Source organism: Ruegeria sp. HKCCA4812 (assembly GCF_013034245.1).
Taxonomy (GTDB): Bacteria; Pseudomonadota; Alphaproteobacteria; order Rhodobacterales; family Rhodobacteraceae; genus Ruegeria.
Window position 1 is genome coordinate 407,545 of record NZ_WQFQ01000001.1, and the last position, 23,498, is coordinate 431,042.

Genomic DNA, 23,498 nt, shown 5'->3' on the forward strand with positions numbered 1-23,498 from the left:
ACCAGAATCAGGGCTTTGTTGACACAGACAGACTGACTCAATCGTTCCCAAGGACGAATGCGCGGTCCGCTTCTGCGGCATTGGCGATACCCTCTGACGTCCCATTGCCCTGTTCTATGGCCGTCGCCAGCTCGGTCGCGGCTGAACCTGGCGCGAAGATCGATGCAATTCGCATTCGATCTCCGAAAAGACCTTTGGAAGCGTCGGCATTGTCATAGGTCAGGTCAAATGTCGAAACCAAACTGACCGCCTCATCATTGGGTCGTTTGTTTTGATTGCGCGATATGGTCGGAACCAGCGTTGTCACGCGGCGCTGTATTCCTGCGTTGACCTCGACAGGCAGTGCCTTGGCAGGATCAGAGCGCAAGGCGATGTTCACGCCGCTGCGTTCCCCATAGACCAAACTGCGATCCTGAATTGAGGTGCAGCCCGCGACCGCGCAACTCGTGCAGGACTGCATTGCCAGTCAAGATGGCGACAGAGGATGAGGTGCCGAAGCCGTTAAAAGAGCACCCCGCAAGCGAGACGCAGATGAATGGCGCAAATGGCAAAAAATTTCTCGATAAAGTCAATCAACAGGCCTGAAAAAAACTGTTTGTTTTTCTGATCGGAAGCCTCCACGCGTCAACTCAGAGGGGCATACGAATGCTGTTGAAGCGTTCCGAGACACTTCAGGGCAGTATTTTTCGGGCGCTTCTTTCTTTTGAGAGGCTCGCGTTTTTCAGTGCCGGTGATCCTGACGCCAGCGCGTAACTGCGCCAATTTTCAGCGTTTTCGCTCTGAGGGCGTGACAGTCCCTGTTCTGCGCGTTAGCATTCGTGTGTGTGCATCTGTCAGCACATGCATTGCCTTCACGCGGTCAAGCCGCGACTGGATTTTAGCAGATTAAAACAGGGCCATCGTGGGGAGCGGACTGGATGGATCTGAGGGAATACACAAGACACTACGCAGTTCAGGACAACAGATTGGCTGCACTGAGCTATTTCGGCACGTTTGCGGTGTATTTCGCATCGCTGTCTCTGGCGATCGTATTCGTGGATCGCTGGTACATTATGATCCCGGCCGGGATCGTCTTCGCCTTTTCGGCGGTACGCCTTTATGTGCTGCAACATGATTGCGGGCACCATTCGCTGTTTGAAACGCGAATGCAGAACGAATGGGCAGGGCATGGTCTTTCGCCATTCACCTTTGCACCGTTCGAGGTGATGAAACAGAACCACAATCTGCACCACGCGGGGATCGGAAACCTTGAGCATCGTGAGACCGGCGAAATTCACACGATGACATTGCGGGAATGGAAAAACGCGGACTGGAAAACACGTTTGTTTTACAGGCTGTATCGAAACCCTTTCATTCTGGTGCCGGTCGGTGCGCTGTTCACATATTTCATTCGCTATCGCTGGCCCAAGAACACTGTTCGTTTCGGTGTCAAAGGCGTCTTGCTGCACAATGCTTCGATCATCGTATTTTTGGGCCTGTTGTACCTGGTGGCGGGCATGACCGGAATTCTGGTCTGGCTGGTGTTTTCTTTTCTGGGCGGAATGCTGGGTGTGTTTCTCGTGTATCTGCAACACAATTTTGAAGATACCTATTGGGATCGCCGTCCTCATCTGAACCCGCAGACTGCAGCGTTGCATGGATCTTCTGCACTGGATTTCGGATGGTGGTTCGATACTGCCGTCGCCTGCATCACGCTACATGACATCCATCATTACAACGCACGTATCCCGTCGTACCGGTTGCGGGCCTGCCACTATAACCTGCCGCCTGAATTCACGCCTCGTCGGATCAAGTTCCCCGAGGCAGTAGCGGCTTTGAACCTCAAGCTTTGGGATGAGGATGCGAAACGCCTCGTGCCATTCCCGAAAAATGACCGAACCGCTGGGTTGGCGCATAGCTGATCCATTGGCTCTGAGAAGGCAAGCGCTGAACTGGCGGACATGCATTTCCAATGTATACGCGATGAGGCAGGGCGATAGAGAAAGGACCCTTAGATGACTGCAGTGACCGACGTAAAAGGTGTGGGAGAGGCGCTGGAAAAAGCCCTTGCAGCCAATGGCTTTAAGACCGCAGAAGCGATAGCGAAGGCGTCACCCGCAGATCTGGTCAAGGTTCCTCGGGTTGGTGAGAGCCGAGCCGCCGTATTGATCGAAGCCGCAAAAGCCGCAATAGTCGCAACACCCACTGCCGGGAAACCTGTCGCGCGCAAGGCGCCGGCACGAAAGCCAGCGGCACGGAAGCCAGCAGCCGCAAAACCAGCCGCCCGAAAGCCGGCGACACGAAAAGCCGCCCCGCGCAAGACCGTGGCCGCTGTAGCGGCAGAAAAACGGGCGGAAGAAGCTGCACGCAAAGCGGCAGAAGAACAAGCGGCGGCCGAAAAAGCCGAAGCCGCCGCCAAGAAAAAGGCCAAGGCCAAGGCGAAAGCTGAAAAAGCCGCCAAGAAACGCAAAGAAATGGAAGCAGCGTTTTCCAAGGCCAAGGATAAGGTGAAAGCAAAGTCCAAGAAGGACAAAAAATCGAAAAAGGACGAAAAGAAAAAAGAGGCCAAGAAGGGCAAAAAAGACGCCGAGAAGGGCAAGAACAAAAGTGACAAGAAGAAAGATAGCAAGAAGGATAAGAAAAAGGCGAAGAAATAAATTCCTTCGCCCCGTCTTGCATTGTGAACCGGCGCCCGGTGGTGCCGGTTTCGTTTTTCAGGCTAGTGTGCCGTCCAGTTGCAGGGTCAGTTTGCCGCCCAGATAGGGGCTCAGGACTTCGGGCAGGGTCACGGTGCCGTCCGCGTTCTGGCCATTTTCAAGCACTGCAATCAGGCAACGCCCAACGGCCAAACCCGAACCGTTCAGCGTATGGACGTATTCCGGCTTGCCGCCACCTTCGGGACGGAACCTTGCGTTCATGCGGCGGGCCTGGAAATCACCACAGGTCGAAACCGAGCTGATCTCGCGATAGGTGTCCTGACCGGGCAACCAGGCCTCGATATCATAGGTGCGGCGGGCGCCAAAGCCCATGTCACCGGTACACAGGATGACAGTGCGGTAAGGAATGCCCAGCTTTTCCAGAATGCCCTCGGCGCAGCGCAGCATGCGCTTCTGTTCTTCATCCGATTTGTCCGGATGCGTGATCGAAACCATCTCGACCTTTTCGAACTGGTGCTGCCGCAACATCCCGCGGGTGTCTTTGCCCGCGGATCCGGCCTCTGACCGGAAGCACAGGGAATGCGCGGTGTAGCGACGGGGCAGATAGCTTTCCTCGATCAAACTGTCGTTTACTATATTGGTCAGCGACACTTCGGAGGTCGGGATAAGCCACCAGCCTTCGCGGGTCTGATAGCTGTCTTCGCCAAATTTCGGCAATTGGCCGGTGCCCTGCATCATTTCGGACAGAACCAGAACCGGGCCATTCACCTCGGTCAGCCCGTTTTCGGTGATATGCGTATCCAGCATGAACTGCGCCAAAGCGCGATGAATACGGGCGACGCCACCAGACAACAGGACAAATCGCGAACCCGAGAGTTTGGCCGCGGTTTCGAAATCCATGCCTTGCTGAACGGCTTCGATCTCGAAGTGTTCCTTGGGCGCAAAATCCAGTTCACGCGGTGTGCCCCAGCGGCTGATCTCGACATTGTCGTTTTCATCCACGCCATTCGGCACATCCTCGGCGGGCAGATTTGCGATCCGGATCAACTGATCCGTCAGTAGGGCATCCAGATCCTTGGCCTCGGTCTGCATGCGCGCGATTTCGGCCTTTTTCTCGGCGACCAGCGCGCGCAGGCGTTCGAATTCGGCTTCGTCGCCTCGAGCCTTGGCAGCCCCGACTTCCTTGGACGCCTTGTTCTGTTCGGCTTGCGCTGTTTCGGCCGCCAGAATCTTGGCGCGGCGGCTTTCGTCCAGCCTGAGCAAATCTGACGACACCGGCGCGTCCCCACGGCGCGCTAAAGCGGCGTCGAAAGCGGCAGGGTTTTCGCGAATGGCGCGGATGTCGTGCATGTCTCAGATCCTTGAATGCGTGAATCACTGAAACCGCTTATGCACCATCTGTGGGGCAGGGTGTAGCGCCGGTTACGACTTATCCGCTTCCTCGTGCGATTCATGTGCCAGATGACCATCCCATTCATCCGCCGGGATTTTTGGTTCTGGCGGATCAGCCATGTAAGATGGCGTCATGATCTGCACTTTGTTCTCATTGAAAACGGCGACAATATTGCGATGCAGGTCCGAGCGGATTTTGGGAATGATGCTGCCGCGGGTGGTGTAACCGTTGATCTGATAATTGATGGCGTAGTCGGCCAGCGCCGTCCACAACACGAAAGGTTCAGGTTTGGCCTTGATCCCCTTGGTGCGGTTGGCCGCCTCGATCAGCATCGCTTCGACCTTTTCGGGCGGTTCTTCATATCCGATGCCAACCGTCGTGTGCAGCAGCAACCCACTGCCATCGGTCTTCTTCGAGAAATTCACGACGTCCGAATTCATCAATTGGGCGTTCGGGATCGAAATCAGCTCGTTCTTGATGGATTTCAGATGCGTCTCCATCAGTTTGATCTGAACCACGTCGCCGATATGCTCTCCGATCTGAATACGGTCGCCAATTGACGTGGAACGGCGATAGATCACGAAAAGCCCTGCCAGCATGTTGGACACGACCGAGTTGGCACCCAGCGACAGCATGGCGCCGACCAGAATGGTCAGACCCTGGAAGGCGGCCGAATCCGAACCGGGAATGTAGGGAACGGCAAAGACGAGCGCGATCAGAATCACGACAACCCGAGCGATGTTGAACGTCGGATTGACCCAGTGTTTTTCAAAATCGCCCACTTCGAACGAACCGGCTTCGACCGCATCGAAGAACACGCGCATGCCCTTGATTATGTACAAAGTGACCCATGCGATCAGGCTGAGCATAATCAGGTTTGGGATATAGCTGAGTATTCCCTTGAATATCAGCAGTACCGGTTCTGTCAGATAGGTCAGCAGCAGTTGCGCGAAATAGCGTGTTTCCGCAAAGGCCAGTAGAACGAAGGACAGGTAGTAGTAGAAGCCGAGAAAGAAGATGACCAACAGGGCAAAATTCAACCCGTATCGGATCAGGGCTGCGATTGCTTCGGCCTGAACGCTTTTGGCCGTCGCCGTTTCGACATCCTTCAAATAACGCTTTACCAGTTTCAGAGTGCGCCGCCTGATCCGCCGGTGCAGCCAAAGGATAACCAGCACGAAGACGACAAAACCTAAGGTCCATCCCGCGGCTTCAATCGCTCCGGATACCCGGGCTTGATCTGTACGGTTGGAGCGGTAGGCAAGGATGGCCTCTTCGATGGCCTGACCATGCAAGAAGCCGAGGACGTCCAGCTCCATCTGGTCCAGTTCGGCGTCCGCAACCGTTACGATCGATACGATTTCACCGTCGGCGCGAATGCGTATACCCAGGTCGGTTTCTTCAAAGGTGATGTCGACCGTGGGGCTTTCCGCGGCTTCGGCCACCTCAATGATCTTGTTCTGCACGCTTTCGGCACGTTCCGGCGCGGGCAGGGCGCTGGAGCCGCGCAGGAAGAACAACATGTCGCCGTCCACGATGACGGGTGCCTTGAAACTTTCGGTTTGTTCCGCCTCGGGTTCGGTGGCTTCGGCAGGCAATTCCTGGGCCTTCACCGGTGCGGCCAGGCACAGGAGCAAGGTCAGCACAGACAGCAAAAGCGTCAACGATTGGAATGGTTTGTATCTAGCTCTCATTGCCCCCCCTGATGTTCGACTATAGCCAAATTGAGATATCTGCATAGGACATATCTGCAACGATTGACCGGTTCATGTGGCACCTTTGTCAGGTTGCGGCCGATCACATGACCACCTTTGCTTGCAAACGCGCATTTCAAAGCATAGGTTCCGGCAAAATTTGCGGAACGGTGCCGCAAGATCTGAACAAAGGAATATCCCATGGAAGGTGGCGCAATCGCCCAGTTTCTCCCGCTTATCCTGATCTTTGCGATCATGTATTTCCTGCTGATCCGTCCGCAGCAAAAGAAAATGAAGGAACATCAGGCCATGGTCGATGCCGTGCGTCGGGGGGATCAGGTTGTCACCCAGGGCGGGCTGATTGGCAAAGTGTCGAAGGTCAAGGAAGGCGAAAACGAGATCGAAGTCGAGATCGCCGAAGGTGTTAAAGTGCGTGTGGTTAAATCGACCATCGCTCAGGTTCTGAACAAAACCGAACCTGCGAAATAACATCACCTTACAAATCCTTGAAAAGGCAGGGTAATGCTGCACATTGATACCTGGAAGCGGGTTCTGATCTGGCTGGTCTGCGTGACTGGCCTGATCATGGCCCTGCCAAATGCGTTTTACACACGGGTCGAGCAATCAAACGACGCCAAAGCTGCGATCGAGCTGGGCGTGGACACGCCCGAGTTGCAGGCCGAGGCGGGGCAATGGCCGAACTGGCTGCCCTCGTCACTGGTCAATCTGGGCCTTGACCTGCGCGGCGGTGCACATCTGTTGGCCGAAGTTCAGGTGCAGGACGTCTACGAATCCCGGATGGAGGCGATGTGGCCAGATATCCGTGACGCCCTGCGCGATGAGCGTTCGACCGTTGGGACGGTCCGCCGTCAGGAATCGGCCCCAGATGAGATTCGCGTGCGCATCAGCCAGCCTGAGGGCATGGCGCGGGCACTTGAGGTCGTGCGCGGTCTTGCCCGTCAAGTGCAGACCCTGACCGGTGTCGGGGCAACGGATATCGAGGCACGTGCCGAAGGCGACACGATTGTCGTTCAGTTGTCCGAGGCAGAAAAACTGGCCTCAGACGACCGCACAGTGCGTCAATCGTTGGAAATCATCCGCCGCCGGATCGACGAAGTGGGCACCCGAGAGCCGACCATTCAGCGTCAGGGTGCCGATCGTATCCTGATTCAGGTGCCTGGCATCGGCAGCGCGGGTGAGTTGAAAGAGATCATCGGCACGACGGCGCAACTGACCTTTAACCCGGTTGCCGGACGCGGCACCGATCCGGATGCCGTTGCAGGCATCGGCGAAGAAATCGTGCCGTCGATTGACGAAAGCGGTGTTTATTACACAATTGAGTCCGCTCCGGTCGTTACCGGAGAGGAACTGGTCGATGCGCAGCCCGCATTCGACCAAAACGGTCGCCCTGCGGTCAACTTCCGGTTCAACACGTCTGGTGCGCGCAAATTCGGGGATTACACCCGCGACAATATCGGAGCCCCCTTTGCCATCGTTCTGGACGACGAGGTAATTTCGGCCCCCGTGATCCAAAGTCATATTCCGGGCGGCTCGGGCATCATCACCGGCAACTTTACGGTTGAGGAAAGCACCAACCTGGCCGTCTTGCTGCGAGCGGGCGCACTGCCTGCCAGTTTGGAATTCCTCGAAGAACGTACCATCGGACCCGAGTTGGGGCAGGACAGTATCGACGCGGGCAAAGTCGCCACAATCGTGGCCTTTGTGGCAGTACTGGTTTTCATGGCGCTCAGCTATGGTCTGTTCGGGATCTTCGCCAACATCGCGCTGATCATCAATGTGGGCCTGTTGTTCGGTCTGCTGTCCATGATCGGAGCAACCTTGACCCTGCCGGGTATCGCTGGGATCGTATTGACTGTCGGTATGGCGGTGGACGCCAACGTGCTGATCTTTGAACGTATCCGCGAGGAATTGAAATCCGCCAAAGGTCCGGCGCGCGCAATCGAACTGGGCTATGAAAAGGCGCTGTCTGCCATTCTGGATGCGAACGTGACCACATTCATCACCGCCGTGATCCTGTTTGCCATGGGCAGTGGCCCGGTGCGCGGCTTTGCAATCACTCTGGGCCTCGGCATTCTGACTTCGGTCTTCACCGCGATCTTCGTGACGCGCCTGATGATCGTGATATGGTTCGAACGCCGCCGTCCGAAAACGATCGAGGTTTGACATGAGACTGAAACTCGTACCCCAGAACACCTCGTTCGATTTCTTCAACCGCTGGAAGGTCTGGTTGGGCATTTCCGGCCTGATGATGGTGATTGCCTTCACCTCGTTCATGCTGCAAGGGCTGAATTTCGGTATTGATTTCCGGGGTGGCACGACGATCCGGACGCAAAGCGCGGTCGAGATCGATGTGGGCACATACCGAGATGCCATCGCCCCGCTGGAACTGGGCGATGTGACCATCACCGAGATTTTCGATCCAACCTTTGCGGATGACGAAAACGTTGCGATGATCCGCATCCAGGCGCAGGAAGATGCCGAGGCTGTCGAAGCAGCGACCATCACCGCCGTAGAGGACGCGTTGCAGCAGGTAATACCTGATATTCAGTTCGTGTCCGTGGAATCCGTGGGCCCCAAGGTCTCGGGCGAGTTGATCCAGACCGCCGTCATCGCGGTGGCTTTGGCGATTGGCGCGGTGCTTGTCTATATCTGGCTACGGTTCGAATGGCAGTTCGCGCTGGGGGCCGTGGCGGCACTGGTTCATGATGTGATCCTGACCATCGGCATCTTCTCAGAACTGCAAATCCGGTTTGACCTGGCCATTATCGCGGCCCTTCTGACCATCGTCGGTTATTCGCTGAACGATACCGTGGTCGTTTTCGACCGGGTGCGTGAGAATCTGCGGAAGTACAAAAAGAAAGACCTCAAAGACGTCCTGAACATTTCGATCAACGAAACGCTCAGCCGGACGGTGATGACCTCGGTCACCACTTTGCTGGCGTTGATCTCACTTTATGTTCTGGGTGGCGATGTGATCCGCGGCTTTGTATTCGCGATGATCTGGGGCGTGATCGTGGGCACCTATTCATCGGTCTTCGTCGCCTCGACCATCCTGTTGTGGCTGGGGGTCAAGCGCGACTGGTCCAAGCCGTCGAACACGGCGGGCAACCAGTTTGCCAATATCGATGCCTGAGGAGTTGCAACAGGCCTTGTCCCTGCCGGGGCTGGGTTGGTTGGTTCTTACCATCGGAGCCGCGGGACTTGTCCGCGGCTTCACTGGTTTTGGCACCGCGATGATCTTTGTTCCGGTGGCCACTCAATTTCTGCCGATTGCCGATGTCGTCTTTCTGATGGCAGCCACCGGGATCGTATCGACCTTTGCGCTGGCGCCGCAGGCATGGCGTGAATGCGACAAGACCGAAATCAGCACTTTGGGCGTTGCAGCGGCATTAACCGTGCCGCTTGGCCTTTGGGTCATGGCACAGGCCGACACGGTCGTTCTGCGCTGGATCGCCTGCGGTATCACCGGCGTGACCCTGTTGGCGATCGTCACTGGCTGGCGCTGGCAGGGGCGGCTGGGTGTACCCGGACGGCTGGCCATCGGAGGCAGCGCAGGCGTGATCGGCGGCATGACCGGACTGACCGGCCCGGTCGTTATCGTATTCTATCTGGCCAGCTCTTCAGACGTACGCAAGATTCGTGCCAACACGATCATCTTTCTGGCTTTGCTGGACGTGGCCATCGTCTTCAGCATCCTGATCGGAGGCGCTGCGGATCTGTCGATCCTTTGGATTGTCCTGCTGCTGGGCTTGCCCTATCTGAGCACGACACTGATCGGCAAGGCTCTGTTCGATCCAAAGCTCGAACGGATCTATCGCGCTGCGGCTTATTCGGTCATTCTGATAGCAGTCGTGTCCGGCTTGCCGATCCTGGATTGAAGGAGGGAAGGAATGCGCCTGAACCAAGTTACGTTTTCGGATGCCAAGCCGGTTGATGGCTATGGCCCCGGGTTTTTCCGCATCGGCGGTGATGTGTTCGAAGGCGCAGTTCTGACCGGCCCCACAGGACCTGCCACCTGGGGCGGTTATGAAGATGCGCAGCCACTTCTGGAGCTGGCCGATGGAATTGACGTTCTGCTTGTCGGTACGGGCAAAGACATGGCCCACATTCCCCAGTCTTTGCGCACCCAGCTGGAGAGTGCCGGTGTCGGCGTCGAAATCATGAATTCTCCGGCTGCGTGCCGCACCTACAATGTCTTGCTCTCTGAAGGTCGCCGAATAGCGCTTGCTCTGATCCCGGTCTGACGGGATCCCTTCATCTGGCTGAAAATATCCCGGGGTGTGTGAGGGGCTGGCCCCTCACTCAGACCTCTCTGCTCAGAGCTCCCACAACCGAACTGCGGCAAATCCCACCTTTTGCCTCTGATGACATTCCGATAAGCGGGTCTCATGACTCTGATTGTAACCGACCTGTCGATCACCCGTGGTGGCATTCCCGTCCTGGAGCATCTCAGCTTTCAGCTGCCTCCGGGCAAAGCGCTGATTCTGCGTGGGCCGAACGGGATCGGCAAAACAACCCTTCTGCGCACATTGGCCGGGTTGCAGCCGCCGCTGACGGGTCAGATCCAGGGCGCGGAAGACCAGATTGCATATGCGTCCCATTCGGACGGGCTGAAACCGACGCTGACTGTATCCGAAAACCTGACGTTCTGGGCTTCTGTTTTTGGAACCAACGGCATCCAGACGGCGCTGGACGCGTTCCAGTTGAACGAGCTGGCGGACCGCCATGCAGGAAACCTGTCGGCAGGTCAAAAACGGCGGCTGGGGCTGGCACGAATGCTGGTTACAGGGCGGCCGATCTGGATGCTGGACGAACCGACTGTTTCGCTGGACAAAAATGCCGTGCAAATGTTTGCCAATGCAGTCCGCGCGCATCTGGGTCAGGGCGGGTCAGCCCTGATCGCGACCCATATCGACCTCGGCCTGGATGGCGAGGTTCTGGACGTCGGCCCGAACAAGGCCAAACCCAAACCCATTGACGATTTCGACGGAGGCTTCCTGTGATCGCCCTTTTGCTGCGCGACCTGAAACTGGCCTTCCGTGCGGGCGGCGGGTTCGGATTGGGATTGGCCTTTTTCCTGATCGTGACCGTGATGGTGCCGTTTGCAGTGGGGCCACAATCCTCGCTGCTGTCCACCATTGCACCCGGAGTGCTCTGGCTGGGGGCGTTGCTGGCCTGCCTGCTGTCTCTCGACAGGCTTCTGGCGCTGGATTGGGAGGACGGATCGCTGGACCTTCTGGCCACGGCACCGCTGCCACTGGAATCAGTTGTGACCATCAAGGCGCTGGCCCACTGGCTGACCACAGGCCTGCCTTTGGTTCTGGCCGCGCCCTTTCTGGGGGTTTTGCTGAACCTGCCTGCACCGGGCTTCTTCTGGCTTGTCATCTCGCTGCTGATCGGAACCCCGGCCATGAGCGTGATCGGCACATTCGGCGCTGCCCTGACCGTCGGCCTCAAGCGTGGCGGGCTGCTGTTGTCGCTCTTGGTGCTGCCGCTTTACGTCCCCACCCTGATTTTCGGGGCCGAGGTCGCCCGGCGTGGGGCAACGGGGATGGACGTGCAGACGCCGTTGTTGATGCTGGCGGGGATCACGGCTGCCACCATCGCGTTGTTGCCCTTTGCCAGCGCGACTGTGTTACGTATCAATCTGCGGTGAACCGTCCCAACTTTGACTGATGTCAATTGAGAAAACCCCCAACTCGGACTAGATAGGGCCCATGTCGATAGCAGCCAAAGCCAATGCCCTCTGGGAATACGCCAACCCGCGCAAGTTTCTTGCGACCAGTGAACGTGTCCTGCCGTTTTTCTGGATCGTCTCGATCTTCTGCATCGTCGTCGGGCTGGTCTGGGGGTTCTTCTTCACGCCGGACGACTACAAACAAGGGTCGACGGTCAAGATCATCTATCTGCACGTCCCGGCGGCACTTATGGCGATCAATTGCTGGCTGATGATGCTGGCAACTTCTCTGGTCTGGCTGGTGCGGCGTCATCATGTCAGCGCGCTGGCGGCACGGGCGGCTGCGCCGATCGGGATCGTGATGACCCTTATTGCGTTGCTGACCGGGGCGATCTGGGGACAGCCCATGTGGGGCACCTGGTGGGCGTGGGATCCGCGCCTGACGTCGTTTCTGATCCTGTTCCTGTTCTATCTTGGCTATGTCGCGTTGTGGGAAGCCATCGAGGACCCGGACACTGCGGCGGACCTGACTTCGGTTCTGTGTCTGGTCGGATCCGTGTTCGCGCTGCTCAGCCGATATGCGGTCAACTTTTGGAACCAGGGCCTGCATCAGGGCGCATCAGTCATGCGCGCGGCAGCCGTGACCGGGGCCGATACGGAAGAAAAAGTCAGCAATATCTACTTCTATCCGCTGTTGCTGTGCATTATCGGATTTGTGCTGCTGTTCATCGCTTTGGTGCTGTACCGCACCGGAACTGAAATCCGCGCGCGGCGCATCAAGGCGTTGCAGGCGCGGGAAAGGGTGGGCGGATGATCCCCGATCTTGGAAAATATGCTGACGCGGTTTTGTCGTCTTATGCCGTGTCCATCGTGCTGCTGGTGGCATTGATCGTGTTCAGCGTGATGCGAGGGCGCAAGGTACGCACTGAAATGGAAAAGATCGAACAAAGGATTTCGCGAAATGGCTAAGATATCGCCCCTGATGATCGCGCCGCCTTTGATTTTTGGCGCGTTCGCCGTGTTGGCCGGGATCGGTATGTTCCGTGAAGACCCCAACGCGTTGCCCTCTGCCCGCGAAGGTCAACCGGCTCCGCCCGTGGTTCTGAGCGAGTTCCCGGAAAAGAAGCTGTTTGATGATGCCACGCTGCGGGATGGAGAGGTCAAGCTGGTCAACTACTGGGCCAGCTGGTGCGCACCATGCCGCGCCGAGCATCCCAATCTGGAGGCCTTGGCCGCCGAAGGCATCCCGGTCTATGGCATCAACTACAAAGACCAGTTGGACAACGCCCAAGCGTTTTTGACCGAGCTTGGCGATCCCTACGCTGCGATTGGACGTGATGAGAAGGGTCGCATGGCATTGGATTGGGGCCTTTACGGCGTTCCCGAAACCTATGTGGTTGATGGCGACGGCACGATCATTCTGCGCTTTGCCGGCCCGATTACGCAGCGTGTGATTGAAAACACTCTGCGTCCGGCGTTGGAAAAGGCTGCGGGCGGTTGAGTAATTTGGAAAACGAGGTTTGAGCCACCTTACAAGCGATAGCCTCCGGTCACGCCCAGAACCTCTCCGGTTACGAATCCCGCCGCGTCCGAGGTCAGAAACCGAACGACCCTGGCGATGTCTTCCGGAGTTCCGATCCGGCCCAGCGCCGTTTCCTTGACGAAAAGCGATGTCAGATCGTCAGGACGGGGGTCTTCGGGGATGTTGATGGCACCCGGCGCAACCGCGTTGACGCGGATTCCGTCCGGGCCAAGTTCTTTCGCCATGGCGCGCGTCCAGAGGTTCAGCGCGGCCTTGCTTGCCCCATAGGTCGCGGCGTCGCGCGGCGGCAATGTTGCGTTCATCGACGAGATGCTGACGATCGAAGCGCCGCGTTTCAGATGCGGTAATGCCGCGGCAAGCAACGCGGCGGGGGCCAGCACGTTGAGGTCAAGAATGGCGCGATGGTCCGCGGCCTGAAACTCTTGTTTCGGAGTGGAGCGAACAAGACCGGCGTTGTTCACGATCACGTCCAGTCGCCCGAAGTGATCGATGACCTTTTCGACCACCCGGGCGGGTTGGTTGTCTTTTGTAAGGTTCGATTGAATCGCCAGAACGTCGCCTTTCAGCAATTCTGAATCGGGGTGGCTGGCCAACCAGGTGAAGGCGACATGGTGATCACCGCGCAGGTCTTCGACTATTGCCCGCCCAATTCCACGGGCACCGCCGGTTATGAGTGCAACTTTTTCCATGAACTCAGATGACCGGCAAAGCGCCCAGGATTCAACGTTGATTTTTGCGCTGCCGGAATGCGGTCACTTGCGCAGCAATATCCAGAGCATTGCCGCGATGAACGCGAAGGTGACAAGGTTCATCAATGTGTCCGTGAGATCACCGATCAGCATTGCGTTGGCCCTCCTCTCTGAGCCCGCGGAACAGGCAAACCATCAGCAGGACCGAAATGAAGACAAAGGGCAATGCGCCAAGCGAGATGAGGATCTTAACCGAGTCCACGGATCCCGAAAGGATCATTGCAACGCTCAGCAGTCCCAGCAATCCCCCCCAGATCAGACGCACACGCGGCGGGGGGTTCTCGTCCCCGCCCGTCGAGAAGGTGCCCAGAACAAAGGCTGCGCTTACGACGCTGGTCACGATGAACAGAAAGGCGGCCAGCACCGTTGCAAGCGTGGTGATTACGGAAAGTGGAAGTCGGTCGAGCAGGGCGAAGGTTACGCGTTCGATGTTTGTCTGCGTATAGGCCAGCAATTCGCCCGCACCATTGAGTGCCTCGAACAGGCCAATGCCACCAAAGGCACCGAACCAGAGGATTGAAAACAGCGTGGGGGCGAACAGGACGCCGATCACGAATTCCCGTATCGTGCGACCGCGAGAGATGCGGGCGACAAAGACGCCCACGAACGGGCCCCAGGCAATCCACCAGACCATGTAGGTCAGGGTCCAGTCGCTGAACCATCTGGTGACGTCATCGCTGAAGAACGTAAAGGTCTGAAATCCCCTGGGAATGACATTGGTGACATAGTCGCCGAACCCCTGAACGATGGTATTCAGAAGGTATTCGGTGGGGCCAAGGACCACCGTGTAGGCAACAAGGCCGATTGCGATCAGCATGGCGGCATTGGACAGGCGCGCCATGCCCTGGCCCAGATCGATCATGAGTGCCGGGATATACGCAGCAACCATTGCCAGAAACACGACACCAATCAAAAGGGCGCCGACCGTTTCCCGACCGCCCAGCACTGCGATGCCGTCAGCCACCTGAAACACGCCCATGGCCATGGAGCCGCCAACACCAATGGATATGGCGATGATCGCCATGAAGTCCGAAAGCCACCCGACGCGTTCAGCCCAGCGTTCGCCGGGAAACAGGTTTTTGATCGGCGCACTGACCATCATCCCGGTACCGCGCCGGAAGCTGAAATAGGCAATAGTCAGCGCGGTAGAGCCATAAATCGCCCAGGCATGCAGCCCCCAATGGAAATTTGTCGCCAGCATGGCCTGCTGCGCCGCGATGAAATCCGGTGCCATGCCGGAGATGAAGTTGAAATGGGTCAGCGGTTCCGCCACAGCCCAAAACAGCAGGCCGACGCCCATACCGGCGGAGAACAACATTGAAATCCATGTGGCGGTGGAAAACTCTGGCTCCTCGTCATCCCGGCCGAGGCGAATGTTTCCATAGGGTGAAAATGCCAGAAACAGGCATCCGATCAACATGCCCGAAGCGGCGAGCATCACGAACCAGCCGCGGCTGTGGAAGGTCTGCTGGACGATGCCGCTTGCCCAGGTCACCAGGCCTTGAATGTCCACGACACCCCATATCCCGACCACGGCAATTACGCTGAGCGAACATACCAGCAGGGCGTTGGGTTTCTTCATGGCGAATGGTTTTCCGTTGATGACCTTGCCCAACAGTTTCAGGTTTTCGAATAAATGACCAGAATACAAAAAACCCCCGGCGGGTGGCCGGGGGTTTGAATTGCACGCTTTGCTATCGGTTATGATGCCTTCGCAAGATTGCGCAGGACGTAATGCAACACGCCACCGTTTTCGATGTATTCAATCTCGGGGGCGGTATCGATGCGGCATTTCAGGGTGATGGTCTTTTCGGTTCCATCGCCATAAACGATCGTGCAGGGGACTTCCTGAAGCGGCTCGATCGTATCCAGCCCGTGAATCGAAACGGTTTCATCCCCTTTCAGCCCCAGGGTTTTGCGGGTGTCGCCACCTGTAAACTCGAACGGAATGACCCCCATGCCAACAAGGTTCGAACGGTGGATACGCTCAAAGCTCTCGGCGACTACGGCCTTGACGCCCAGCAGCGCCGTGCCCTTGGCCGCCCAGTCGCGGCTTGAGCCTGCGCCATATTGCTCGCCACCGAATACCACAAGCGGGGTGCCGTTCGCCTGATAGGCCATCGAGGCGTCATAAATTGACGTCTGTTCACCGTCCGGGCCTTTGGTGTAACCGCCTTCGACGCCGTCCAGCATCTCGTTCTTGATGCGGATGTTGGCGAAAGTTCCGCGCATCATCACCTCGTGGTTGCCGCGGCGTGAACCATATGAATTGAATTCACGCGGCTGAACCTGACGTTCAATCAGGTACTGGCCTGCGGGCGAAGTTGTCGCAAAAGACCCCGCGGGCGAGATGTGGTCGGTCGTGACCATGTCACCCAGAATGGCCAGAACCTTGGCGCCTTCGATGTTGGAAATCGTGCCCGGTTCGGGGCCCATGCCCTGGAAATAGGGCGGGTTCTGGATATAGGTCGATGTCGGCGGCCAGTCATAGGTTTCCGCATCGGTGGTTTCGACCGACTGCCATTTCTCGTCCCCTTTGAAGACGTCGGCGTATTTCGATTGGAACGCTTCGCGCGTGACGGTCTGTTCGACCAGTTCCGCGACCTCCTGCTGCGTCGGCCAGAGGTCTTTCATATAGACGTCGTTGCCGTCCTTGTCCTGACCGATCGGTTCGGATGTCAGGTCGATGTCCATGGTGCCTGCCAGGGCGTACACGACGACCAGAGGCGGCGAAGCCAGATAGTTTGCGCGCACGTCGGGCGAAATGCGGCCTTCGAAGTTGCGGTTGCCGGACAAGACCGAAGTGGCGACCAGATCGCCTTCCGCAATGGCCTCCGAGATTTCTTTCTGGATCGGCCCCGAGTTGCCGATACATGTGGTGCAGCCGTATCCGACGAGGTTGAAGCCGATCTTGTCCAGATCCTCCTGAAGGCCCGCGGCCTCGAGGTAAGCGGACACAACCTGCGACCCCGGTGCCAGTGAGGTTTTGACCCAAGGTTTGCGATCCAGTCCCAGCGCGGCTGCCTTGCGCGCCACGAGGCCCGCTCCGATCATCACGTAAGGGTTCGACGTGTTGGTGCAGGACGTGATCGAGGCGATCACGACCTTACCCGATTCCATGCCATAGTTTTCGCCTTTGACCTCGACCTGTTTGCCCATCGGGCGCTTGAAGGTCTCGGCCATTTCCTTGGCGAAAGCGGCCTTGGCGTCAGTCAGCGCAACATAATCCTGCGGGCGTTTGGGCCCCGAGATTGCTGGAACAATCGTGCCCATATCCAGGGTCAGGGTGTCGGTGTAGATCGGCGCATAGTTTTCATCGCGCCAGAAACCATTTTCCTTGGCGTAGGCTTCAACCAGCGCGATGCGATCCTCGTCGCGGCCGGTGTTGCGCATGTAGCGCAGCGTTTCGCCGTCAATCGGGAAAAAGCCGCATGTCGCGCCGTATTCCGGGGCCATGTTGGCGATGGTCGCACGGTCGGCCAGCGGCAGACGATCCAGGCCTTCGCCGTAGAATTCGACGAACTTGCCCACCACGCCTTTTTCGCGCAGCATCTCCACGACCTTCAGAACCAGGTCGGTGCCGGTTGTGCCTTCGACCAGATCACCGGTCAGCTCAAAGCCCACGACCTCGGGGATCAGCATCGAGATCGGTTGACCCAGCATCGCGGCCTCGGCCTCGATCCCGCCGACACCCCAGCCCAGCACGGCCATGCCGTTGACCATGGTGGTGTGGCTGTCGGTGCCGACCAGCGTGTCGGGATAGGCGACTTCTTCACCGTTCTGGTCGGTGTCGGTCCAGACGGTCTGGGCCAGATATTCAAGGTTCACCTGGTGGCAGATACCTGTGCCGGGGGGAACAACGCGGAAGTTGTTGAATGCACCCTGACCCCATTTCAGGAACTGGTACCGTTCCATGTTGCGTTCATATTCACGGTCCACATTCATCTGGAACGCGCGCGGGTTGCCGAACTCGTCGATCATGACCGAATGGTCGATGACCAGATCGACCGGGTTCAGCGGGTTGATCTTTTGCGCGTCGCCGCCCAGCGCCTTGATGCCATCACGCATCGCAGCCAGATCCACAACGGCAGGAACGCCGGTGAAATCCTGCATCAGTACGCGGGCAGGGCGATAGGCGATTTCACGAGGGTTTTTGCCACCGTTGGCCCCCCATTCGGCAAAAGCTTTGATGTCATCGACCGAGACCGAGAACCCGTCATCCTCGAACCGCAACATGTTTTCCAGCACCACCTTGAGTGCGGCAGGCAGTTTCGAGAAATCGCCCAGACCGGCCTCTTGCGCGGCGGGGATCGAATAATAGGAAATGGATTTACCATTCACGCTCAGACTGCGGCGCGTTTTGGCGGTATCCTGTCCGACTTTGATGGGCATCTGTGGCCTCCCTCTCAAATGACTTGGATATTAGGATTTGCTGAGTGTTATCTGCATCACCAAGCCCCCGTGTTCAAGGCTGAACACGCGATGAGGGGCAATTTTGTATACTATTGTACACTTTTTCGCGGAGAGAATGTATCAAAGCCTCAAGAAACCTTGATTGGCTGTTGAGTGTCAAAGCAGCTATCCCTGAGATCCAACCGCCCAACCCGAGAGTTCACATGTTCAGATCCATTGCTTTGGCCACCGTGTTTTCCTGCCTTGTGGCGGTACAGGCCGCGGCCGAGGAAGACCCGGTTGTGGTCGAGCTGTTCACGTCTCAGGGGTGTTCATCCTGCCCGCCGGCGGATCGGATCATGCACGATTTGGCCAAGCGCAACGACGTCATAGGGCTGGCTTTGCATGTCGACTACTGGGACTATATCGGGTGGAAGGACGAATATGCGAACCCCGATCATACGCTTCGGCAGCGGGCTTATGCCCGCGAGGGGGGGCGTTCCATGATCTATACCCCGCAGATGGTGATCAACGGGCAGCACGACATCGTCGGGGCGCAATCCCGTGAACTTGATCGATTGATCGAAGCGCATCTGAAAGCAGCGCCCGAAGCGCTTGTGACGGCCGTGCGCTCAGCCGATGAAGTGACAGTGGATGTGACGCCCGTCGAGTTGCCGAAAGGCGATACCTATGACGTGCATGTGGTTCAGTATTCTCCCATGCGTCACGCTTCGATCCGTCGTGGAGAGCTGGCCGGGCACGAGTTGGATTATGCCAATGTCGTTGAGGCCTGGCAGATTGCGGGGCAATGGGATGGAACTGCACCGCAATCATTCACGGTTCAGCTTGGTTTGGACCTGCCGGCAGTCGTTCTGGTTCAAAGGGCCGGGGAAGGGCCGATTGTTGCCGCCACCCGGGTCAAGTGATCAGGGCATTTCTTCCGGTTTGATGCCCAACCCGTTCCAATGTTTCCAGCGGCGGTGAATCCAGAACCATTGCCCCATATGCTGCCGCACCATCTTTTCCAGATCGTCATTGGTGAACTGGGTCATGGTTTTTGGGTCCGTGTGCGGAACCGGTTCGTGCAGAACGATCTCAAAATCAATACCGTTGGGCTGACGCACCGCGTAACACGGAATCAGCTCGGCATTGTATTTGATGGCCAACTCGGCGTTCAGCACGGATGTCACGGCGGGTTTGCCGAAGAACATCAGTTCCTCACCGCCCATTGCATGAAGATCGGAAACGATGGCAATGATCCCGCCCTTTTTCAACGAGCGTACCATCTCGACCATTCCGCGCCGCCCCTGTTCGAACATCGGGGCGCCTGTCTTGTAGAAGGCTTCGACATAAGCGTCGTTGAAATACGGGTTGGCCATCCGCCGATACAGGCAGCCGATGGGCTGACCGCTGTATGTCTGCAAGGCGATGCGCGCTGCTAGGTAGTGACCGAAATGCGCCGTAATCATCATGACCGGACGCCCCTCGGCAACAGCCGCGTCTAATGCAGCGATACCTGGCCCAGAAATCTTGGCCTTGCTCTGCCGTTCGATAAAGTCTTCCGGAGAAAAATGTTCCATGATCGCACGACCGGCATTGTCCGGCACATCGCGGCAGATCTGCCTGACTTCGGCTTCAGGCAAGTCCGGGCAAGTCAGCTTCAGATTTCGACGGACACGTTTGCGAAACCCGACGACAGGTGCCAGAAACCGCACGATGGCCCCCATTGTTGCAATACGCCGCTCATAGGGAAGCATGCGCATAACGCGGATGACCCCCTGCAGAAACAGGTTGGCGACATAGTATTTCCCAAGCTCAAACCGGCTGAGCTCCGACTTTTCAACGGGCATGGAGGTGTCTCACCGCGTGTTGCGAATTGCTGAGGAAGACATACAGCCCGATGCCTGCAAGCTCAAGCGCCCAGACGGGCGGAAAACCTGAACCCGCAGCAGGTGGCCGGATCGCGCAATACCCGTGGGTTCGCGGGGTCAGGCTGCATCTTCCTCGTCATCGTTTTCGATCAGAACAATGGAACCGGCATCGACCAGAACGCGAATGGCGGCCACGACCTGTGTCATGGCATCTTCGGCTTCCGATTGTTTGACGCGCCCACGTTCGGCCATTTCCTCGCGCAGATTATCGGCCATGCGGGACGAAATGTTTGACAGAATGAATTCAACGGATGCCTTGTCATCATCTGCGGCGGCACCTGCCAATGCGGTGACAAGAACCGGCTGTTCCACTTCACGCAGGATGGCGGGAACATCGCGGGTCGCGATACGGTTTGGGATATGGGCAAAGGTGAAGATCGATTGGCGTACCAGATCCGCAAATTCGGCGTCGTCCTCGTCCAATGCGTTCAACAAGTCGTCGCGTGTTGCGGCCGCCGACTGGTTCAGGATCGCGCCCACGCGTGCGTCGGGACCATTGTCGAAAGCCTGAGCAGGCCGCTGATCCAGTTGCGCGGCCAGCGACCAGCCAATACGTTCAACCGCTTCGGGGGTGACATTTGTTGTTTTCGAGATGGCATAGGTAATGCGCCGCGCAACCGGGCCCGGCATATGGGCCAGCATCTGCGCCGCCTGTGCGGTATCCATCTTTGAAAGCATGACGGCCGCCACCTCGGTGCTTTCCGCCTGGGCCATTTTGGCAAGATCCTCAACGGATACCTCACGCAGGCGTTGCCATGGATCGCCGATCTGGCGCACCCCGGCAAGCTTGCGCAGGCGCGCGGCCGTCGATGGTGCGATCTTTCCGTTCACCGCATCCAATGCACCTGCAAGCCCATGTGGAAAAGCAAGCCCGACATTGTCCAGAGCGTCGCTGAATTCCTGGGCCACCACGCCTAGAGTGACGCGATCGACAAGGCCCATTTGACCAAGTTGATGGGTCAATGTCTCTTGCAGGTCGTCTGGCAATTCCTCAAGTGGAACATCGGCGCCTTCGTTCAACAGAAGGCGCACGACAACGGCCGCTTTTTGCCGACCGGTCAATGTGCGCGGAACAACTTGCGGCGCGTGTTCATCCCCTGCGGCAAGTGGGGCAGATCCCCCATTTGCCATTTGTATCAAAGCGTTTGTGTCCTGCATCTGCCCGTAGTGCCAAATTTCCCGAACCACGGGCAGATTAACGGGAGTTGGGTTAAATAACCCTGAAGCTCAGTAGCTGTAGGTCAACCCTGTCCGGATGGCCTCGCGCAGAGATGTCTCGGCCCAGGTCCCTTCGCCGCCGCGGGCCTTGATCTCGCGCCATTGCTCGATTGCCAGATCGGTTTTGCCTTCGGTTACAAAGCCTTGCGCCATGTAGCTGCGCGCCAGAAGATTGTCGGGATTGGCATTGATGGCATTCTGGTAAAAGACGTTCGCCAGCTCCAGCTCGCCCATCTTGCGGTAGGTAAAGCCCCAATAGGTCTGCACGCGGTCATCGTCCTGATCCATGATCCGCAGGATATCCTGCGCGTGCCCGTATTGCCCGTCATAGGCCAGTTCGCGGACGGCGTCGTAAAGCTGATCTTCCGACAGGTTGGTTTTGTTGGGTTTGACGCACCGGCCTCTGGCTTCGTCATAGACCCGACCGAACAAACATTTCTTGGTCGTATTCGTCGGTTTCGGCGGGCTGCTGCTGTCGCCGCCTGCGGCGTGGACCACCGGGGCAAAGGCGAAGGCCTGCAAAGCGAGGGCTGAAGCTAACAAAAGGCGCATATTCTTACTCCGTTCTCGGGGCTGCTCACAAAATCATAGTGCGATCTACAAAAAAGCTAACAGTGGAACGGTTGCTTTTATTCACAAGTCGGACAGAAATTCGTCAGCTGTTGACGGATTTAGCGCAGCTTTGCGTTTCAGAGTCCCAGATTGTGCCGGGTGCGCAGGATTGCGTCTGTTTGGAATGCCCGCTGCATGCAAGGCTGGCAGATGCCACACAAACAAGTGCAAGCGAGCAAAGAACGGTACGGATCATGGTGCCTCTCCCCAAAAAATCATCCACAGAATAAACGATTTCGGGCGGTCTGGCAAAAAACAAGGCCTGGCCTGTGAAATGCAGACCGGGCCGTGGGAAGGCGGCGTCGAGACCTACGTTATTCGCCGAATACCCGGGCGAAGATCGTATCCACGTGTTTGGTGTGATAGCCGAGGTCGAATTTCTCTTCGATTTCTTCGGGGCTGAGCGCGGCAGTTACATCGGCGTCCGCCAGCAGTTCCTGTTTGAAATCGGTGCGGTGTTCCCAAACCTTCAACGCGTTGCGCTGGACCATGGCATAGGCGTCCTCACGGCTGACCCCTGCCTGGGTCAGGGCCAGCAGAACACGCTGGCTCATGACAAGACCGGGGAATTTGTTCATGTTTTCCAGCATGTTTTCGGGGAAGATCAGCATCTTGTCGATCACGCCGGTCAGACGGGCCAGCGCAAAATCCAGTGTAATCGTGGCATCCGGACCGATCATGCGCTCGACCGAGGAATGCGAGATGTCGCGTTCATGCCAGAGCGCGACATTCTCCATTGCCGGGATCACTGCCGCGCGTACCATGCGGGCCAGCCCGGTCAGGTTCTCGGTCAGTACCGGGTTTTTCTTGTGCGGCATGGCGGACGAGCCTTTCTGGCCCATCGAGAAGAATTCTGCGCCCTCCAAAACCTCGGTCCGCTGCATGTGGCGGATTTCGATGGCGATGTTTTCGATGCTGCTGGCGATGACGCCAAGCGTCGCAAAGAAGGCCGCATGGCGATCACGCGGGATCACTTGGGTGCTGATCGGTTCGGGCACAAGGCCCAGTTTGTCACAGACATGTTCCTCGACGGCGGGATCGATATTGGCAAATGTGCCGACGGCGCCGCTGATGGCCCCGGTTGCGATTTCCGCTCGGGCGTCGCGCATACGGGACAGGTTGCGGTCCATCTCGGCATAGAACCGGGCAAAGGTCAGGCCCATTGTGGTGGGCTCTGCGTGGATACCGTGGCTGCGGCCGATGCGAACCGTGTCCTTGTGTTCAAACGCACGGCGCTTGAGCGCTGCCAAAAGCCCTTCGAGATCGGCGATCAGAAGGTCGGCCGCGCGCGTCAGCTGGACGTTGAAGCAGGTGTCCAACACGTCCGAACTGGTCATGCCCTGGTGCACGAACCGGGCCTCTTCACTGCCGACATGTTCGGCGAGATGGGTCAGGAATGCGATGACGTCATGCTTGGTGACGGCTTCGATTTCGTCGATGCGGGCGACGTCGAATTCCACGTCCTTGGCTTTCCAGACGGCTTCTGCATTCTCGCGCGGGATCACGCCCAGATCGGCCATGGCATCGCAGGCATGCGCCTCGATTTCGTACCAGATGCGAAACTTGGTTTCGGGCGACCAGATGGCAACCATGTCAGGGCGGGAATAACGGGGAATCATTGGCGGCAGCACC

At 57.6% G+C, this 23,498-nt stretch carries 23 protein-coding genes and 1 pseudogene; 14 read left to right on the forward strand and 10 right to left on the reverse strand.

Features of this window, described 5'->3' with window-relative positions; translation table 11 throughout:
• Nucleotides 1-37 precede the first annotated feature (37 nt).
• Complete coding sequence (locus tag GOW04_RS02020; RefSeq protein ID WP_171231397.1) at nucleotides 38-460, reverse strand: hypothetical protein; 423 nt, start codon at nucleotides 458-460, stop codon at nucleotides 38-40.
• Nucleotides 461-917: 457 nt separating this feature from the next.
• Here GOW04_RS02020 and GOW04_RS02025 point away from each other — a divergent pair, with 457 nt between their 5' ends.
• The 3 genes and pseudogenes from GOW04_RS02025 to GOW04_RS22200 all read left to right on the forward strand — a co-directional run bounded on the left by GOW04_RS02025 (nucleotide 918) and on the right by GOW04_RS22200 (nucleotide 2,636).
• A complete protein-coding gene (locus tag GOW04_RS02025; protein WP_171231398.1) occupies nucleotides 918-1,901 on the forward strand; it encodes a fatty acid desaturase in 984 nt (327 codons plus the stop codon).
• A gap of 93 nt (nucleotides 1,902-1,994) precedes the next feature.
• Nucleotides 1,995-2,150 (forward strand): annotated as a pseudogene (locus tag GOW04_RS22195) (helix-hairpin-helix domain-containing protein); the annotation flags it as partial.
• Between the two features lie 153 nt (nucleotides 2,151-2,303).
• On the forward strand, nucleotides 2,304-2,636 hold the full coding sequence (locus GOW04_RS22200; protein WP_371814368.1) for a hypothetical protein: 333 nt from the start codon (nucleotides 2,304-2,306) through the stop codon (nucleotides 2,634-2,636).
• A 57-nt stretch (nucleotides 2,637-2,693) separates the two neighbouring features.
• Here GOW04_RS22200 and serS read toward each other — a convergent pair whose 3' ends face one another.
• The gene (gene serS, locus GOW04_RS02035; RefSeq protein ID WP_171231400.1) at nucleotides 2,694-3,986 is read right to left on the reverse strand and encodes a serine--tRNA ligase; all 1,293 of its coding nucleotides are present in this window, start codon (nucleotides 3,984-3,986) and stop codon (nucleotides 2,694-2,696) included.
• A 72-nt stretch (nucleotides 3,987-4,058) separates the two neighbouring features.
• Nucleotides 4,059-5,723, reverse strand: coding sequence for a mechanosensitive ion channel family protein (locus GOW04_RS02040; protein WP_171231401.1), 1,665 nt, complete (start codon nucleotides 5,721-5,723; stop codon nucleotides 4,059-4,061).
• Nucleotides 5,724-5,924: 201 nt separating this feature from the next.
• Here GOW04_RS02040 and yajC point away from each other — a divergent pair, with 201 nt between their 5' ends.
• The 10 genes from yajC to GOW04_RS02090 all read left to right on the forward strand — a co-directional run bounded on the left by yajC (nucleotide 5,925) and on the right by GOW04_RS02090 (nucleotide 12,922).
• Nucleotides 5,925-6,212: a preprotein translocase subunit YajC gene (gene yajC / locus GOW04_RS02045; RefSeq protein WP_152458368.1), complete on the forward strand. Its 288-nt coding sequence runs from the start codon at nucleotides 5,925-5,927 to the stop codon at nucleotides 6,210-6,212.
• Nucleotides 6,213-6,245: 33 nt separating this feature from the next.
• On the forward strand, nucleotides 6,246-7,907 hold the full coding sequence (gene secD, locus GOW04_RS02050; protein WP_171231402.1) for a protein translocase subunit SecD: 1,662 nt from the start codon (nucleotides 6,246-6,248) through the stop codon (nucleotides 7,905-7,907).
• A 1-nt stretch (nucleotide 7,908) separates the two neighbouring features.
• Nucleotides 7,909-8,877 carry a protein translocase subunit SecF gene (secF, locus tag GOW04_RS02055; protein WP_171204989.1) on the forward strand — a complete coding sequence of 323 codons (969 nt, stop codon included), beginning with the start codon at nucleotides 7,909-7,911 and terminating at the stop codon, nucleotides 8,875-8,877.
• On the forward strand, nucleotides 8,870-9,622 hold the full coding sequence (locus GOW04_RS02060) for a sulfite exporter TauE/SafE family protein (protein ID WP_171167565.1): 753 nt from the start codon (nucleotides 8,870-8,872) through the stop codon (nucleotides 9,620-9,622). Before secF ends, GOW04_RS02060 begins: the two co-directional genes overlap by 8 nt.
• A 12-nt stretch (nucleotides 9,623-9,634) precedes the next feature.
• Nucleotides 9,635-9,988, forward strand: coding sequence for an Mth938-like domain-containing protein (locus GOW04_RS02065; RefSeq protein ID WP_171231403.1), 354 nt, complete (start codon nucleotides 9,635-9,637; stop codon nucleotides 9,986-9,988).
• A gap of 144 nt (nucleotides 9,989-10,132) precedes the next feature.
• Complete coding sequence (gene ccmA / locus GOW04_RS02070; protein WP_171231404.1) at nucleotides 10,133-10,747, forward strand: heme ABC exporter ATP-binding protein CcmA; 615 nt, start codon at nucleotides 10,133-10,135, stop codon at nucleotides 10,745-10,747.
• Entirely contained in the window at nucleotides 10,744-11,400 is a 657-nt protein-coding gene (gene ccmB, locus GOW04_RS02075; RefSeq protein WP_171231405.1) for a heme exporter protein CcmB, read from the forward strand. Before ccmA ends, ccmB begins: the two co-directional genes overlap by 4 nt.
• A gap of 61 nt (nucleotides 11,401-11,461) precedes the next feature.
• The gene (locus tag GOW04_RS02080) at nucleotides 11,462-12,235 is read left to right on the forward strand and encodes a heme ABC transporter permease (RefSeq protein WP_152458361.1); all 774 of its coding nucleotides are present in this window, start codon (nucleotides 11,462-11,464) and stop codon (nucleotides 12,233-12,235) included.
• The gene (ccmD, locus tag GOW04_RS02085; RefSeq protein ID WP_171115312.1) at nucleotides 12,232-12,390 is read left to right on the forward strand and encodes a heme exporter protein CcmD; all 159 of its coding nucleotides are present in this window, start codon (nucleotides 12,232-12,234) and stop codon (nucleotides 12,388-12,390) included. The genes GOW04_RS02080 and ccmD overlap by 4 nt, the downstream gene beginning before the upstream one ends.
• Entirely contained in the window at nucleotides 12,383-12,922 is a 540-nt protein-coding gene (locus GOW04_RS02090; protein WP_171231406.1) for a DsbE family thiol:disulfide interchange protein, read from the forward strand. Before ccmD ends, GOW04_RS02090 begins: the two co-directional genes overlap by 8 nt.
• 29 nt (nucleotides 12,923-12,951) lie before the next feature.
• On the opposite strand, the gene GOW04_RS02095 is transcribed toward GOW04_RS02090, so the two are convergent.
• The 3 genes from GOW04_RS02095 to acnA form a co-directional block, all read right to left on the reverse strand.
• The gene (locus GOW04_RS02095; protein ID WP_171231407.1) at nucleotides 12,952-13,653 is read right to left on the reverse strand and encodes an SDR family NAD(P)-dependent oxidoreductase; all 702 of its coding nucleotides are present in this window, start codon (nucleotides 13,651-13,653) and stop codon (nucleotides 12,952-12,954) included.
• A 139-nt stretch (nucleotides 13,654-13,792) separates the two neighbouring features.
• Nucleotides 13,793-15,295, reverse strand: a complete 1,503-nt coding sequence (locus GOW04_RS02100; protein ID WP_171231408.1) for a BCCT family transporter — start codon at nucleotides 15,293-15,295, stop codon at nucleotides 13,793-13,795.
• Nucleotides 15,296-15,414: 119 nt separating this feature from the next.
• Nucleotides 15,415-18,105, reverse strand: a complete 2,691-nt coding sequence (gene acnA, locus GOW04_RS02105) for an aconitate hydratase AcnA (RefSeq protein ID WP_171231409.1) — start codon at nucleotides 18,103-18,105, stop codon at nucleotides 15,415-15,417.
• A 224-nt stretch (nucleotides 18,106-18,329) separates the two neighbouring features.
• Between acnA and GOW04_RS02110 the strand changes: the two genes are divergently transcribed.
• A complete protein-coding gene (locus GOW04_RS02110; protein WP_171231410.1) occupies nucleotides 18,330-19,031 on the forward strand; it encodes a thioredoxin family protein in 702 nt (233 codons plus the stop codon).
• On the opposite strand, the gene GOW04_RS02115 is transcribed toward GOW04_RS02110, so the two are convergent.
• The 4 genes from GOW04_RS02115 to purB all read right to left on the reverse strand — a co-directional run bounded on the left by GOW04_RS02115 (nucleotide 19,032) and on the right by purB (nucleotide 23,485).
• Complete coding sequence (locus tag GOW04_RS02115; protein ID WP_171228073.1) at nucleotides 19,032-19,955, reverse strand: lysophospholipid acyltransferase family protein; 924 nt, start codon at nucleotides 19,953-19,955, stop codon at nucleotides 19,032-19,034. It lies immediately after the preceding gene.
• 138 nt (nucleotides 19,956-20,093) lie between these two features.
• On the reverse strand, nucleotides 20,094-21,167 hold the full coding sequence (locus GOW04_RS02120; RefSeq protein ID WP_371808339.1) for a flagellar motor switch protein FliG: 1,074 nt from the start codon (nucleotides 21,165-21,167) through the stop codon (nucleotides 20,094-20,096).
• 96 nt (nucleotides 21,168-21,263) lie between these two features.
• Nucleotides 21,264-21,806, reverse strand: coding sequence for a tetratricopeptide repeat protein (locus GOW04_RS02125; RefSeq protein WP_171115327.1), 543 nt, complete (start codon nucleotides 21,804-21,806; stop codon nucleotides 21,264-21,266).
• 374 nt (nucleotides 21,807-22,180) lie between these two features.
• Nucleotides 22,181-23,485 (reverse strand): adenylosuccinate lyase, encoded by a 1,305-nt coding sequence (purB, locus tag GOW04_RS02130; RefSeq protein WP_171228076.1) that lies wholly within the window; start codon nucleotides 23,483-23,485, stop codon nucleotides 22,181-22,183.
• Nucleotides 23,486-23,498: the final 13 nt, after the last annotated feature.